Genomic DNA, 13222 nt, shown 5'->3' with positions numbered 1-13222 from the left:
CCTTCCTGCCTTTTTCTAACCTTCGGCACCGAGAATGCTGTTATTTCCCCAAAAATGAACCAGACATCCAACAAACTCGGTGGCCATCTGCGATTAGCTGCCACAGAAGTAGCCACCCGGTAGCGTTCAGGCATGCCGTGTTACTCCATTTCTTAACCTTCGGCATCAACATTGTCGTTATCGCCACTTTTGCAGCAGTTAAAGTGCCGAAGATGAAAAATGGTGGGAAAATGTAGGGGTCACACGTACATCCCCCCACCACACAGCGAGGACTTCATGACCCGCGGCCTGTACATTTCTGCCACTGCCCCCGGCGCAGCCAAAACGATCATCGCCGTCGGGGTGACCGAACTCCTCCACCGTCGCGCAACCCGCGTCGGCTTCTTCCGCCCCATCACCGAAGCCGACACACCCGAAAACGACACCTCGCTCCAGTACTTCCGCGCCAACTACAGCCTCACCAACGAAAACTCCGGGGTCGGCCTCACCCGCAGCGAAGCACACGAACTCATCGCCTCCGGGCACACCGAAGAAATCTATACACGCACCCTCGAAACCTACTCAACACTCGCCGCGAACACCGACGTCATCGTCATCGAAGGCACCGACCTCACCGGCCACGACTACGGCAGCGAATTCGAACTCAACGCCCGCCTCGCCAACCACCTCGGCAGCCACATGATCGGGGTCGTCAACGGCTCCAACAAGACCGCCCACGACGTCGCCGAAGCCGTCGACCTCGCACGTGACGCCTTCTACGACGCCAACGTGTCCCTACTGTCCATGATCGTCAACCGCGCCAACCCGGCCCTCCTCGACGACATCCGCACCCAAGTCCGGCCAGGCCGTTCCCACCGCAAGGTCTACGTCATCCCCGAACTCACCGACGTCACCGCACCCACCGTCGAAAACATCGCCAAAGCAACCGACGCGCGCCTCATCGCCGGCACCAACAACCCCGAACGCACCATCAACAACACCATCATCGCCGGCATGAACGTCGGCTACCTACTGGAACGCTACATCGCCGACGACACGTTCCTCATCACACCATCCGACCGCAGCGACGTCCTCCTCGCCGCCGTCGCCGCCTCCCGCACCCTCGACTTCTACTCGACCGCCGGGGTCCTCGTCACCGGGCCGCGCCCCGTCGACTCCGCGGTCTTACCCGTCCTCGCCGAAGCGCCCTTCCCCGTCTACGCGACCGAACAAGGCACCTTCACCACCGCGCAAACCGTCGCGAACATCCACGGCGACATCACCGACAACATCGCCCGCAAAAACGCGGCCGTACTCTCCGCGTGGGAAGAATCCGTCGACGAAGACGAGCTCCTCGCCCGCCTCGAACTGCCCGCCCCCGACGTCGTGACCCCCATCCGGTTCCTCCACCGGCTCATCACCAAAGCCCAACAAGACCGCCGCACCGTCGTGCTCCCCGAGGGGCAAGACGAACGCATCTTACGCGCCGCTGAAATCATCACCCGCCGCAACATTTGCGACCTCATCATCCTCGGCGGCCCAGAAGTCGAGACCCTCGCCCGTGAAAAAGGCATCAACCTCACCGGCGTCACCATCGTCGACCCCGAAACCGACCCGCGCACCGAAGAGTTCGCGCGCGAATTCTACGAACTACGCAAACACAAAGGCATCACCGAACACGATGCGCGCGCCAAAATGTCTGATAAAACGTTCTGGGCCACGATGCTGGTGCACACCGGTGGCGCAGACGGCATGGTCGCCGGAGCGGTTGGCACAACCGCCGACACGATCCGCCCAGCCCTCCAAATCATCAAGACCCGTCCAGGCGCAGACATCGTCTCATCCGTGTTCCTCATGTGCCTGCCGGAGAAAGTCCTCGTCTACGGCGACTGCGCCGTCAACCCCAACCCGACCGCGCAACAACTCGCGTCCATCGCCACCGCATCGGCCGCAACAGCACGCCAATTCGACGTCGACCCGCGCGTCGCGATGCTCTCCTACTCCACCGGAACCTCCGGCAGCGGCGAAGACGTCGACCGTGTCCGTGAAGCAACCGAACTCGTCCACGCCCAAAACCCTGACTTCCCCGTCGAAGGCCCTATCCAATACGACGCCGCCGTCGACGCCAGCATCGCCGCATCCAAACTGCCCCAATCCAGCGTCGCAGGCCAAGCCACCGTCCTCATCTTCCCCGACCTCAACACCGGCAACAACACGTACAAAGCCGTGCAACAATCCGCTGGCGCAGTCGCAGTCGGCCCCGTACTCCAAGGACTCAACAAAGCCGTCAACGACCTCTCCCGCGGCACCACCGTCGCCGACATCGTCAACACCGTCGCCATCACGGCGATCCAAGCGCAAAGCCTCACCCCACGCGAGCACACCCCGCACCAAGCCGACTAACTTCGGCAACAGGAGTGCTCTAATCCCAGTTAGACTACGATGTGGTGGGCGCCTCACACATGCGCCTCACCTCAAGACAGTGTGTAGAAGGGTCAGGTTGCGGTGCGTATTCTCGTGATGAATTGGGGTTCTTCGTCCCTCAAATACGTGATCCTCGACCCAGAAACAGGCCACGAAGCGCTTTCTGGGAACGTCGAAGAGATCGGGCTCGGCGGCGTCGATGACCACGGGGAGGCCCTCACCCTCGTCACTGAACACATGCAGCGGGAGCTCGGCGACGACCACGGCATCGACGCTGTCGGGCACCGCGTCGTGCACGGGGGAGAAAAATTCTCAGAACCCACGCTCGTCACCCCGGACGTCATCAAAGAAATCGAAGCGCTATCCCCGCTCGCGCCGCTACACAACCCGGCCGCCGCATCGGGCCTACGGGCCGTATCCGAACAGTGGCCGGAGTTGCCGCAAGTCGTCGTCTTCGACACCGCGTTCCACCGGACCATGCCAGAAAAAGCCTGGCGATACGCCATCCCCGACGTCCTCTACAAAGAACACGGCGTCCGCCGCTACGGGTTCCACGGCACCAGCCACGAATACGTCGCCAACACCGCCGCCGCAACCCTCGGCATCACTAGTGCTGAATTCAACGGCATCGTCGCCCACCTCGGCAACGGCGCATCCGTCACCGCAATCCGCAACGGCAAGTCCTACGACACCTCGATGGGCTACACCCCGCTCGCAGGCCTGGTAATGGGGACACGGTCAGGCGACCTCGACCCTTCCGTGGTAACGCAACTCATCGAACGCGGCCTCTACACCGCCGACGAGCTGGATGTCATGCTGAACAAACGCTCCGGCCTGCTCGGGCTCGCGGGGCGTTCACACATGAAAGAAGTGGTCGATGCGGCGGCAACAAACCCCGAAGCGCAGCTCGCGCTCGATGTTGCCGCGTACCGGCTACAGAAATACATCGGCGCCTACCATGTAGCGATCGGCGGAGCAGATTCACTCGTGTTCACCGGCGGCATCGGCGAAAACTCCGCGCCGTTCCGTGACATCGTCTGCAAAGGCCTCGCGCCGCTCGGGATCGAGATCGATGAGAACGCGAACAACAACGCCAGCACAGAACCCACCATCATCTCCACCGAACACTCAACCATTACAGTCATGGTCGTAGCGACCGACGAAGAGGTCGCGATCGCGAAAGCCACCGCCCACCTCCTCTCTAACCTTTAGCAACAAGAGTGTTCCAAAACTACGGTTTAAGGAACCTTCGGCAACGAAATTGCTGAAATAGACTCGCCAACAGGCACGCTGCCACCAAACTGTCGCGTAGCCGTCGTCTCGCTACTGTGCCGCCTGGCAACTGGCCCGCCATCGAATCGCTACCGTGCCGCCTGGCCACTGGCCCGCCAGCGAATCGCTACCATGCCGCCGCCCTGCTGCGGCTCGGCCGCTTCGCCCTCGGCTCGACATCGCGCTGACCCGCATAGCTTTACCGAATAACTACAATTTTTGTGCCGAAGATTAACGTCTGAGGGAAAACAACACTCATAAGGCAAAATGGTGCCCATGCCTCACGTCACTTCCTGCGAGGACGATATAGCGCCTAACACCACCGCTGAGGGCCCGCTACTCGACGTCAAAGACCTCTCCGTCAGTTTCAAAACCCGTCATGGCGAAGTCAACGCGGTCCAAGGCGCCAACCTCACGTTGAAGCCCGGCAGGACGCTCGCGATCGTTGGTGAGTCCGGCTCGGGTAAATCCACCCTCGCGATGGCGGTCATCGGCCTACTCCCCGAGAACGGCTCCATTACGTCCGGTTCGATCCTCTTCGAGGGCGTTGACCTCGCGACCTACTCTGACCACGACTTTCAGCGGCTACGCGGCAACCACATCGGGCTTGTGCCGCAGGATCCGATGTCTAATCTCAACCCGGTGGCGCGGGTCGGTGCGCAGATCGCGGAGACGCTGCTCATCAACAGGGCAGCCACTAAGAGCACGGTTGATGCGCGCGTCCTCGAGCTGATGCGGGAGGCGGGGGTCCCTGACCCTGAGGATAAGGCCCGGCAGTATCCACACGAACTTTCGGGTGGTTTGCGCCAGCGTGTCTTGATCGCTATCGGGCTTGCGTGCCGGCCGCGTCTTTTGATCGCTGATGAGCCGACGTCTGCGCTCGATGTGACCGTGCAGCGGGTCATCCTCGATGAGTTGGACACTTTGACGGCTCAGCAGGGTACGTCGGTGTTGTTGATTACGCATGATCTTGGTCTTGCGGCAGAGCGCGCCGAGGACATCGTGGTGATGCATCGTGGCCGTGTTGTTGAGGCGGGCCCTGCGCGCCAGTTGTTGGAGAGCCCGCAGCACCCTTACACGAGTGAGTTGGTGACGGCGGCGCCGTCGGTCGCTGCGGCACGGTTGGTGCCGGGCGCGTATGCGGGCATGCTTGGTGTTGCTGGGGCTTACGATGCGGTGGCTGGGTCTAGCGCGAGGTCAGGTTCCGGTGGGGCTGATTCGGCATCGGGGCTTGATGCGGCAGCTGCGGCCGATACGGCGGCTGTGGCGGATGCTGGTGGCCCGTTGGTTCGTGTTGAGGGGTTGTCGAAGTCGTATCCGAGGCGTGGTGGGCGCGGTGAGGATTTTTTCGCGGCGAAGGATGTTTCGTTTGAGATTCCGCGTGGTTCGACGGTTGCGCTTGTGGGTGAGTCTGGGTCTGGGAAGACGACGACGGCGCGCATGTTGTTGGGGTTGACTGAGCCCTCGAGTGGCCGGATTGAGTTTGATGGCCGGGACATGTTGCGTATGGGGAAGGCGGATTGGAGGGGTGTCCGGCGCCGTATGCAACCGATTTTTCAGGACCCTTATTCGTCTTTGAACCCGATGTATACGATTGGCCGCATCATCCGGGAGCCGCTTGACGCCTATAGGGTGGGTTCTTCTAGGCAGCGTCGCGAGAAGGTGCGTTCGTTGATGGATGAGGTTGCGTTGCCGCTCGAGTTGTTGGGGCGTTATCCCTCTGAATTGTCGGGTGGGCAGCGGCAGCGTGTGGCGATTGCGCGCGCTTTGGCGTTGGAGCCGGATCTGATTGTGTGTGATGAGCCGGTGTCGGCGCTCGATGTGTTGGTTCAGGACCAGATTTTGAAGTTGCTGGGACGCTTGCAGGCAGAGAAGGGGCTGTCGTATCTTTTCATTTCGCATGACCTGGCGGTGGTGCGGCTGATTTCGGACTATGTGTGTGTGATGAAGTCGGGTGAACTGGTGGAGGCTGCGTCTTCGGAGGAGATCTTCACGAACCCGCGGCACCCGTATACACGGAAACTGTTGGCGTCCATCCCCGGCAATGTACTCGGCTTTGAGGAAGACCAGGGAGCCTGACCACCCCCGTTAACCATCTTCGGCATCGCTAGTGCTGAAATTCGGCCCCGAGGGGGCCTTTTCAGCACTAGCGATGCCGAAGGTACAAAATTGTCAGTAGAAGTGGACCTTATCGACCACGTTTTTCATCTCTTCACCGGCGAGCCAGGCTTTCGCGTTCTCAATAAACAGGTCTACGACCCTCTCTGGCTCCTTGTTCGACAGCGCGGCGTTGTGCGGGGTGATCATCACTTTCTCGTGTCGCCACAGCGGGCTCTCCGGCGCCAACGGTTCCCGCTCCGTCACATCCAGCGCAGCGAAACTGATCTTCCCCCGATCAAGCACCTCAACCAAAGCTGCCTCATCGATCACCGAGCCGCGCCCCACGTTGACCACAACCGCATCGTCCTTCAACGCGTCCAAAAACTCAGTGTCCACGAGGTGGCGGGTCGCTGACGTCCCGGGTAGCGTCACAACGAGCGCGTCCACCTCGCCCAGCGCGCCGTGCAACTCATCCATCGGGATGACCCTGTCCAACCCGTCAACTGGGCGCCCTGAACGCGAAGCACCCCAGACTCGGGCGCCAACAGCAGAGAACACGGCTGCCGTGCGGGAGCCGATGCCGCCCAAACCCAGGACCAGAACGGTCATATCTGCGAGTGCACGCATCGTCCAGCGAGGCTCCGGCCAATGAGAGTTCCGTTGATCTTCCTGGATGCGGGGCAGGTCTTTCGCGCCGGCGAGGACCCCGAATAGCGCGTACTCGGTGAGGGTTTGCCCGTGGACACCAGCCGATGTGGTGGCGGTGAATGTTTCGAGGCGTTCAGGGCTGATGTTGGCGCGTTTGATTTGTGCCCCGCCGCCGGCCGCGGTGGTGTGAACCCAACGGAGTTTGTCGTTTTTCTCCACGATTTTGCCGAGGAGAGTGCCGGATTCGTCTGGTACTGCGAAGAGTGCGTCGGCAGTTGCGAGGAGCTCTTCGTAGCGTTGTTGTTGCTCTGCGGTGCGGGTGAAGTTCGGGTCACCGGGCCAGTCTCCGGGGTATCGCGCTGGCGGTTGCAGGTCAGGTGCGCTGACGATCTCGCATTCCGGAAGTTCGGTGCTGATGCGGCTGGTGAGCTCTTCGTTCAGCGGGGTTGCAATAACGATGCGGGGGCGCGTTTCCTTCTGCATGCTAGCTCCTGTGGGATGGGGTTTGGTTTGGTTGCCATCCTAGTGCGCGGGCGTGTTGAGCAGCGGTGCGGTCTGCCCCTCGTTTTAATCTTGGGCAACGTAATTGCTGAAATTAATCGTTGCGGGGTTAATAACTGCAATTTTGGTGCCGAAGGTTACATACCTGGTGCCGAAGGTTAGTTAGGGCGTGGGGGTGGGTGCGTCTTGTAGTGCTTGCCGCAGCTCGGCTGGGTAGTTGCCGGTGAGCTCTTCGACCCCTAGATCGAGTAGGTAGTGGGCGTCTTCGAGCGTGTCGACTGTCCACACACGGTGCTTCGTGCCTTGGCGTATCCATCGGCGTACATGTTCTTCATGCGCCCGGATGAACGATACTCCTGGGCCCGCCAGGAGTTGAGCGGTTTCATCGAGCATTTTCATCGCAGCTTTTTGTCGCGACCTTTGTAGTTTGGTCAGTCTCTTATTTTCAATGAGCATACATACCTTCTCTGCCCCACAGACCTCTATCATGCGGCGTACCGAGGTGGGGCTGAAGCTCATAATAGAAGCACTCACGTTGCCGAAGGTTAAAGAGGAGGGGGTGGAGCGGGCCTCCAGGATCGCCAACACCGCTTCATCGAGGGCCGGGTTGTGTGCGGGTGTGTGTTTCACTTCGATCGCTACCTCGATCGGCCGGCCAGCCGCCTCCGCGATATCGAGCAGGTCATCCAACGTCAAGAGCTGCTCGCGTACTCCCCCGTATTCGGCTGGCCAACTCGGGTTCTTCCAGCTGCTGAAGTCCATTCCGCGCAGTTGCGCCAAGCTATGCTCGCTCACCGGACCTGACCCGTTCGATGTCCGCCCGAGTTTCGCGTCGTGATGCACCACAACCTCGCCGTCGGCGGTGAGCCGCACATCGCATTCCAGCCCGTCGGCTCCGTCCTGGATTGCTTGCATGAAGGCAGCGCGAGTGTTTTCGGCATAGCGGCCTGATGATCCGCGGTGAGCAAATATGCGTGGCACGCCTTCAGCCTAGCTTCTTACGCCCTGAGCTGTTAACGATGCGGCGCAGGTGTTTAGATTGGATTGTTCATTTTCATTGAGGAGGATTCCGTGCCGTCCACCCCTGCACTCAACCAACAGCCGCTCAATCAACAACCGGCCGACAAAGAGCCAACTAGCAAGGAACCCTCCCCGTTCCAGCTCGCTACTAGCCCTAACCTGAGTGCTCCTACCGATGAAGAGCGGCGCCAGGCTCTTCGCAAAATGAAGTTCGTCGCGACGGCACTGCTCGCAATACTGGCTGTGATTTTTGCGGTCGGTTTTGCGTTGCAGGATCGTTTTGTGTGGGCTGGTTATGTTCGTGCTGGCGCTGAGGGCGGCATGGTTGGTGCGTTGGCGGATTGGTTTGCGGTGACGGCCTTGTTTCGTAGGCCGATGGGTTTGCCGATCCCGCATACGGGTTTGATTCCTCGGAAGAAGGATCAGATTGGCGATAGTTTGGGCGCTTTTGTTCGTGAGAATTTCTTGAATGATGAGGTTCTTGAGAAGCGTTTGGCGAATCTTCGTGTTGCGCAGCCGTTGGGTGGCTGGATCGCTGATCGTGAGCGGGCTGAGCAGCTTTCGGGCGAGCTTTTGACGATCGCGTCTGGGCTGATGGAGGTTGTCGCGGATGAGGATTTTCAGCGGGTCGCTGAGGGTTTGGTTCGTGAGCATGTGGTTGAGCCGCAGTGGGCTAGCACGGTTGGCATGGTTTTGGGCCGGGTTGTGGATGATCGGCAGCATGTTGCGGCGGTGGAGTCTTTGGTCGATCAAGCGGCTGGGTGGTTGCGGGAGCATCCGGAGGTTGTTCATCGGTTGGTTGCTGACCGGACGCCTGGCTGGTTGCCGTCGCGGGTGGATCGGTTGATCGGTGAGCGTTTGCATCGGGAGTTGGTCAGTGTTTTGGAGGCGGCGCGGTCTGATGCGGCTCACCCTTTGCGTGTGAGTGTGGATGGTTGGTTGGCCTCTGTTGCTGATGGTTTGCAGCGGGATGCTGTGACGCAGGAGCGTTTTGAGGCTTTGAAGGTTTCGTTGGCTTCGGATCCGCGGTTGCGTCAGGTTGCCTCCGATGTGTGGGTTCAGATGAAGCGGTCTGTGTCCGATGCTGCGGCTTCTGTTGATGCGCCGTTGCGTGAGTCTTTGACGCATGGCTTGGTTGATCTTGGCCGGCGGTTGGTTGGTGGCGATCCGTTTGCTGCGAAGGTCGATGTGTGGGCTGTTCAGGCTGCCCGGTGGGCTGCTGTGCGGTATAGGGATAAGGCTGTTGAGCTGATTACGGATACTGTGCGTGATTGGGATGCGTCTCAGGCTACGGATCGTATCGAGCTGATGGTGGGTAGGGATCTTCAGTTCATCCGGATCAACGGTACTGTCGTGGGTTCGTTGGCTGGTGTCGCTATTTTTGCGTTGGCTAGTTTGGTGAGTGCCGGGCTCTCTTAGCGTTGAGTGTATTCTGTGGCGGGCCGGATGTGGGGTCCCTCTTGGCCGGTCATTCCACCTGGACCGACAGCGCCGCCCTAGCCGGCAGCTCCGTCTGCGAGTGAGAAGTGAATACAGATACAGCAGGGTGGGAACACGGTTTTCGTGTTCCCACCCTGCTGTTGTGCTGGTCTGCTCTAGCGGGGCAGGCCGGCTGCCGGGCTAGTCGAGGCCGCCTTATTTATTGCGGCGACGCATGATGATCGTCAGCAGAATCCCCAGGAAGATGAGGCCTACAGCGATCGCGATGGCACCCGCTACTTGCGCACCGGTTGCCGCGAGGGAACCCGAGTCGGCGGAGTCCTCGCTGGCTTCGCTACCTGAATCGCCTGCTGGGTCCTCAGATGCTTCCACCGTCGGGTCCGCGCTTGATTCCTCAGATGGCTTCTCGCCTGGTTCCTCGGATGGGTTCTCAGACGGCGCTTCAGACGGCTTCTCGGAAGGTGCCTCAGAAGGGTTCTCGGAAGGCTTTTCCCATGGGTTCTCGCTCGGTTCCTCGGATGGGTTTTCCGATGGCTCCGGCGACGGCTTCTCGGTCGGCTCGTTCGTTGGCGCCTCTGTCGGTTCTGGTTCCTTTGTCGGTTCTGGCTCCGCTGTCGGTTCCGGGGTCGATGCTGGTGCCGGCATCTTGATGACAGCTTCAGCAGACGCGCTCGCGCCCGCGCCCTTCTCGCCAGCATCGGCCTTGGTTGCGCTGAACGTCGTCACGCTCTTCGCAGAGCGCTCCCCCGCCTTGTTCTTGACGGCGTCGCCGGTGATCGTTGCCTTGTTGACCAGGTCTTCCTGCTTGGCGACATCGGCTTCGGTCACGGTGTATTCAGTGATGCAGATCAGCGACTGCTTCGGCTCAAGCCGCAGCGACGCGTCCTTGACATTCACCTTGGCGCCGTCAATCTGGCATGCGAGGTCCAGCGGAGCCTTACCCTCAACCCACGTGTCAACGAGCCTGACAGGCTGAACCGCGACCTCACCCGAGTTGGTACCCGTGATGGTGAACTGAGCGGTCTCACCCGCGCCGAGCTCCGCTTCGCTCACGAGCTTGCCCGTGGCAGGGTCCTTCAGGAGTTTCGTCAGCGACAGCTGAGGGGCCTTCGGTGCCTCAGTAGGCTCCGGCGAAGGCTTCCCCGTCGGTTCCTCGGTCGGCTCAGCCGTTGGCTCACCCGTCGGTTCGTCCGTAGGCTCGCTAGTCGGCTTTGCGGTCGGTTCCTCCGTCGGCTCCGTTGTCGGGGAAGGTTGCTCCGTAGGCTCTTCGGTCGGCTCAGGCACCTCAGTCGGTTCCTCCGTAGGCTCGCTAGTCGGCTCTTCAGTCGGCGAAGGTGCCTCCGTCGGCTCTTCAGTCGGCGAAGGTGCCTCCGTCGGCTCAGCCGTTGGCTCACCCGTTGGCGAAGGCTGCTCAGTTGGCTTCTCAGTCGGTTCAGCCGTTGGCTCCTCAGTCGGCGAAGGCTCCTCGGTCGGCTCAGCCGTCGGTTCTTCAGTTGGCGAAGGTTCCTCGGTCGGCTCCTCCGTCGGTTTAGGTTCCTTCGTCGCTGCCGGCGTGAATTCGGCGGTAGCGGTCACCGTGTCGGCTTCGACGTCGTTGTATCCGCCGCTTGCCTCTGCCGTGTTCACGATTGGCTTGCCAGCGGCAACATCTTCCTCAGTGACAGTGATGGAACCCGTGCAGGTTGCGGTGTCTTGCGGGTCGAGGAAGATCCGCCCGTTCGCGATGCCTCGGCCGTTCCATTCACACGTCAGCTCGGAGCCGCGGTCGGAAAGCATCTGGTCGTTGACCAGAACGTTTTCGACGCTACCGGTACCGGTGGAGGTCACCACGATGCTGTAAGTCACCGTATCGCCAGCGGTAAAGCCTTCGGCTGGCTCATCGAGGATGCTCTTCTCGATCTGCAAAGCGGGCAGGCCAACTGGGGAGGTCGCGGTCGCTTCATCGCTTTCGACGTCCTCGCCGGCAGGGGTCTTGCCCTTCGCGGTCGCGGTGTTGATGATCTCCGTCTTACCGTCCGCCACATCGCCGTCAGTGACGGTGTAGGTCGCGGAGCATTCAGTCTGGCCGTTCGGTGCGAGTGTGTCGTCTTCACAGACGACGTCCTCGCCCGCGTCGGCGAGCATCTGGTCATTGATTTCGATGTCGGAAACAGTCACGTTGCCGGTGTTGCGTACCGTGAACCAGTATTCGATCTCATCGCCGACCGTGCTGTTGTCGTCACCGTATTCGCCCCACGCTTCTTTGCTTACCTCAAGCTGTGCGTCTGCGGCTGCTGGGATGACTTCCGCGGAGTCAGTTTCCTTGAGGTTTTGTGGCTCACCGGATGCTGGGCGGGTCACGGCCTCAGCAGTCACGGTGTTCTTGAGAGGCTCGCCCGCGTCAATATCTCCTTGCGTCATCCGGTATTCGGACTCACAGTTGAGGGCTTCACCGACGTTCAGCGCGAACTTCTCGTCGTCTGCGTAAACGTAGTCGCCGTCGACCTCGCAATAGAGTTCGAGCGGTTCCTTACCGTCAACCCAGGAACCGGTGAACGCGACGTCGTGAAGGTCAGCTGCACCCGTATTCTCGAGCTTGATGGTGAACTTCGCGGCATCGCCAACGTTCTTCTCAACAGACTTTTCGCCGTCGATGAGGGTCACGAGCTTCATCGACGCGTCCCCGCCTGGCTGCGGCGATGGATCTTCGGTCGGTTCAGGCTCCTCGGTCGGATCCTCAGTAGGCTCAGGCTTGTCAGTCGGCTCCGTCGTCGGCGAAGGCTTCTCGGTTGGTTCAGGCTTTTCGGTTGGCTCCGGCGTTGGCTCCTCGTCGGAGAGGCGGATCACTGCGCTGTCGGCCGCTCTCACGTCCAGTGTCTCCCTTGGCCTCTGTTTGCTACCGAAGTTGTCGAGGTAGTCGTAGGCGCCGCGAACACTGGCCTCGTTGGTGAGGTCTTGTTTCGCATCTACGTCAGCTTGCGTCACAACGTAGGTTGCGGAGCACTTGAAGGATTCGCCCGCCTTCATCTTGACGGTTGTCTTGGTGTTCGGGAAACCCATGTAGGTCTCGCGCAGCGCCTGGCCCTTGTACTGGGTGCCGTCCGCTTTATAGAACGTGCATGTGTGGGACAGCGGTTCGCGTCCGCTCATCCAGGTGTCGGTGAGGGTTACTCGATCCAGCGTCACGTTGGAGGTGTTTTCACCTTCCGTGGTGAACGTCGCTTTCTTACCGGCCTCCAGGGTCACGCTGTTGGCGCCGTTGACTTTCTTCGTCACCTTGAAACCTAGCTGAGGCTTGATGATGCCGAAGTCGATGCCCGCGTGCCCTGTGGTGCCATTGATGCCGATGGGTCCGGTGTGCCACAGGCCCTGTTCCTGTGGGACAAAGCTGCCAGCGTGGGTGAGTCCGTCGGTGGCTTCCACCGGATAGATGACGACGACGTATGTGCCGTCCGCTACGTCGTTGAAGACGTACTTTCCTGCCCTATCTGACCTCATGGAGGCTACAGCATCTTTGGGTTTAGGCACCCCGGCAGCCTTTGCCAGCGTCCGCATTTCAAACAGTGCCACCTCATAGCCGGATAGCACCTTTTCGCCCTCGTTGCGGGTCTTGTCCTGGTTGACGTCGTTATAGACGGTCCCGGTGATCTGCCGCGGCTTAGCCGCTTGCTTGCTCGTGGCAAGCACGGAGCTGTTGACGGCCTGTTCCGGGGCTGCGTGGCTGGTGACTGCGCCTGTAGCCATCGATCCGATGAGGCCGAATGAAGCGATGAGGGCTAGTACGCCCCGTGCACGTCGTTTGCGACTTGCGCTGCGTGCAGATGTGAGGTGAGGACCCCAGGTCATATGCGCTCCGCTC

General features: G+C 60.6%; 6 protein-coding genes and 2 pseudogenes. 5 read left to right on the top strand and 3 right to left on the bottom strand.

Translation table 11 applies throughout. The features are described from left to right. Positions 1-276: 276 nt before the first annotated feature. The 3 genes from pta to J2S67_RS09620 all read left to right on the top strand — a co-directional run bounded on the left by pta (position 277) and on the right by J2S67_RS09620 (position 5754). Positions 277-2382 (top strand): phosphate acetyltransferase, encoded by a 2106-nt coding sequence (pta, locus tag J2S67_RS09630; protein ID WP_310248578.1) that lies wholly within the window; start codon positions 277-279, stop codon positions 2380-2382. A gap of 102 nt (positions 2383-2484) precedes the next feature. After that, positions 2485-3615: an acetate/propionate family kinase gene (locus J2S67_RS09625; RefSeq protein ID WP_310248574.1), complete on the top strand. Its 1131-nt coding sequence runs from the start codon at positions 2485-2487 to the stop codon at positions 3613-3615. 336 nt (positions 3616-3951) lie between these two features. Further along, the gene (locus J2S67_RS09620; RefSeq protein ID WP_310248571.1) at positions 3952-5754 is read left to right on the top strand and encodes an ABC transporter ATP-binding protein; all 1803 of its coding nucleotides are present in this window, start codon (positions 3952-3954) and stop codon (positions 5752-5754) included. Between the two features lie 93 nt (positions 5755-5847). Here the strand turns inward: J2S67_RS09620 and J2S67_RS09615 are convergent, their stop codons facing one another. Beyond that, positions 5848-6906 carry a D-2-hydroxyacid dehydrogenase gene (locus J2S67_RS09615; RefSeq protein ID WP_310248569.1) on the bottom strand — a complete coding sequence of 353 codons (1059 nt, stop codon included), beginning with the start codon at positions 6904-6906 and terminating at the stop codon, positions 5848-5850. A 180-nt stretch (positions 6907-7086) separates the two neighbouring features. Next, positions 7087-7905, bottom strand: coding sequence for a glycerophosphodiester phosphodiesterase (locus J2S67_RS09610; RefSeq protein WP_310248566.1), 819 nt, complete (start codon positions 7903-7905; stop codon positions 7087-7089). A 90-nt stretch (positions 7906-7995) separates the two neighbouring features. On the opposite strand from J2S67_RS09610, the gene J2S67_RS09605 reads away from it, so the two are divergent. Beyond that, entirely contained in the window at positions 7996-9363 is a 1368-nt protein-coding gene (locus J2S67_RS09605; RefSeq protein WP_310248561.1) for a DUF445 domain-containing protein, read from the top strand. Positions 9364-9598: 235 nt separating this feature from the next. Beyond that, positions 9599-9862: pseudogene (locus tag J2S67_RS09915) on the top strand (hypothetical protein); the annotation flags it as partial. Positions 9863-10146: 284 nt separating this feature from the next. Here the strand turns inward: J2S67_RS09915 and J2S67_RS09910 are convergent. Further along, a pseudogene (locus J2S67_RS09910) lies at positions 10147-12423 on the bottom strand (DUF7507 domain-containing protein); the annotation flags it as partial. Between the last annotated feature and the right edge of the window lie 799 nt (positions 12424-13222).

This window comes from Pseudoglutamicibacter albus (genome assembly GCF_031458175.1).
Lineage (GTDB): Bacteria > Actinomycetota > Actinomycetes > Actinomycetales > Micrococcaceae > Pseudoglutamicibacter > Pseudoglutamicibacter albus.
The sequence above is the reverse complement of the archived record's forward strand: the minus strand, read 5'-3'. Positions and strand labels throughout refer to the sequence as shown.

Coding starts and splice junctions, on each gene's coding strand:
- pta (WP_310248578.1), top strand. CDS start 277: ATGACCCGCGGCCTGTACATTTCTGCCACTGCCCCCGGCGCAGCCAAA.
- J2S67_RS09620 (WP_310248571.1), top strand. CDS start 3,952: ATGCCTCACGTCACTTCCTGCGAGGACGATATAGCGCCTAACACCACC.
- J2S67_RS09615 (WP_310248569.1), bottom strand. CDS start 6,906: ATGCAGAAGGAAACGCGCCCCCGCATCGTTATTGCAACCCCGCTGAAC.